General features: G+C 75.8%; 1 protein-coding gene. It reads left to right on the top strand.

Features of this window, described 5'->3' with window-relative positions; all coding sequences use genetic code 11:
* Nucleotides 1–856, top strand: an 856-nt coding sequence (locus HMPREF3086_RS03060; protein ID WP_070720127.1) for an alpha/beta fold hydrolase, incomplete at both ends; no start/stop codon positions are given.

Here is an 856-nt window from a genome sequence, read left to right as displayed (position 1 = left end):
CTCCACGGCCGCGCCCACCTCCACGGCCGCACCCACCGCCGCCGGCGTCCCGTGGCGCTGGTGGGACGGCGCCGTTCACCAGCTCACGCACGGCCTCGCCGACCCGCCGGGTCTCAATCGCGACGACTGCCGACCGACCGCCGAGCGGCCCGAGCCGGTGATCCTGGTCCACGGCACCGGGCTCAACGGCGGCAACTCGTGGGCGACCGTCGGCGCGGCGCTGGCCGCGGAGGGGTTCTGCGTGTGGGCGCCGACCGTCGGGGCGCTGCCCGGACTGGGCGCCGCCGGCGGCCTGGACTCGCTCACCGGGGCGTCCGCACCGCAGCTCGCCGCGGAGATCGACCGGGTGCGCGCGCTCACCGGCGCCGCCGAGGTCGACCTGGTCGGGCACTCGCAGGGAGCGATCATCGCCTCGTTCGTCGCCGCCACCGCGCGGGCCGACTCGGTGCGGACAGTCGTCACACTGGGCGCCGATCCCGCGCGGTCGGGCGAGGGACCGCCGGAGTTCGTCACCGACCTGCTCGGCGTGCTTTCCGCCGAGACCGCCGAACGTGACGCGGAGGCGACCCTGGCCTGGCTGGGTGACGAGGGGGTGCCGTTCGCGCGCGGTGTGCGCTACGTCGCTGTGTCGTCCGATTACGACGAGCTCACCGGTCCGGTGGTCGCGCCGCAGGTGCCGGACTTCGTCGACCTGCGGGTGGCCCGACTGCAGGACGGGTGCGAGGCCGACCGATCAGGGCATCTCACCGTCCTGGCCTCTCCGCGCGCGGTGGATCTGGTGGTCGATGCGCTGGGTGGGCCGCTACGCAGTGGGCACGGAGGGCCGGGCGACGGCGCGGACCTCGACGTGCCCCCG

Origin of the sequence: Dietzia sp. HMSC21D01 (assembly GCF_001815995.1) — a bacterium.
GTDB classification, from domain to species: domain Bacteria; phylum Actinomycetota; class Actinomycetes; order Mycobacteriales; family Mycobacteriaceae; genus Dietzia; species Dietzia cinnamea.
Note: the sequence above shows the minus strand (reverse complement) of the source record. Positions and strands in the feature narration are given on the sequence as shown.